Source organism: Nostoc sp. (genome assembly GCF_036917655.1).
Taxonomy (GTDB): Bacteria; Cyanobacteriota; Cyanobacteriia; order Cyanobacteriales; family Nostocaceae; genus Nostoc.
The window spans coordinates 1-1,228 of record NZ_JBALCY010000025.1 but is presented as its reverse complement, the minus strand read 5'-3'; the positions used below and the strand labels follow the sequence as shown (position 1 = coordinate 1,228).

Annotated in this window: 2 protein-coding genes; both read left to right on the top strand. The window is 42.8% G+C overall.

The window, feature by feature from the left end; genetic code table 11:
- A partial coding sequence (locus tag V7K30_RS11460; protein ID WP_334999156.1) for a GNAT family N-acetyltransferase occupies nucleotides 1-525 on the top strand: 525 nt, incomplete at its 5' end.
- 149 nt (nucleotides 526-674) lie between these two features.
- Entirely contained in the window at nucleotides 675-1,184 is a 510-nt protein-coding gene (locus tag V7K30_RS11455) for a GNAT family N-acetyltransferase (protein ID WP_334999155.1), read from the top strand.
- Nucleotides 1,185-1,228: the final 44 nt, after the last annotated feature.

Genomic DNA, 1,228 nt, shown 5'->3' with positions numbered 1-1,228 from the left:
ATGGCGATCGCTATTCGACAAGCTCGTGACGACGAACTTGAAGCGCTGATTCCGATACTACTGTTGGCAGAACAATCGGAGCGTGCGCTGCGATGGGGACTTGCTAACCTCGTTGATGCTGTATATCGCATGGACGACAGCGAACACTTGGTTGGTGCAGCAACAATGAAATGGCGCAGCGATCCCTGCGAAATTATGGAACTTGGTATAGCCCCTGAGTTTCAAAGGCAGGGTTTAGGTAAGGAGTTCGTTGCTTGGTTGATTCAAGAGGCGAGGCAACGCGGCAAGAGGCAGATGCTCGTCGGCACGTCTAATTCAAGTCTTGCCAACATTGCTTTTTATCAAAAGTGCGGATTTCGGATGGATCATGTGCGCCATGACTACTTTTGGTATTTACCTCAGCCAAGCTACGAAAACAGCATTCAGATTCAGGACTTGCTCGTATTTCGTTTCGATTTGGTGCCATGCTCAACTAGGAAAAAAAACAAACTCAAAGAGGAAAAGCAAATTAGGTATGAAAGCTAGGGTAAAATTAGTTCTTCGGGATGAAGAGGGAGAATGGCAGCAATAATGGTTCCCACTTAAGTCTGCCTGCTCACCGAAAAATTTACAGATTAATTGAGATAGTAGCCTAGATATAGGTATGACTACTTTAAGCTTGAGTGACTAGTGTTATGTACATTGAATCATTATCGATAGCAACCCTGGAGCAAGCAATTCACTTAAGAGAGGAAGTTTTCCCAGGCGTGAGTAATAGTAGTGATAGTCCATCGCTGGCGGCAAGTTTATATCGAGATAAATATGCTCAATGGTTTTCAAACAGTGGAATTACCCAACTCAATTACTGGGTTGCTATCGATGAGAAATCTTTCCAAGTAATTGGGCTAACTGGGTTATATTGCAAAAGCGAAGACGAACAAGAAGCTGACTGGTTAGGCTGGTTTTGTGTAGCATCACAATTTCGGGGAAAAGGAATTGGAAAAGAGCTATTAGACTTTACCATCGACCTAGCAAAAGCAAAAAGGTACTTACGGTTGTATACTTGGGAACATCCTTCTTCTTATGTAGCCCGGATGCTTTATCTCAAACGCGGTTTTTACCAAATTGGTGAATCCCCAAATAACAGCGGATTTAAAACTATCTATCTTGAACTCCAACTCGATAGCATTATTCATAGTGGATGAGAAAATTCATCTAGAAATTTTCAAGCGAGGAAAGGCGATCCAGT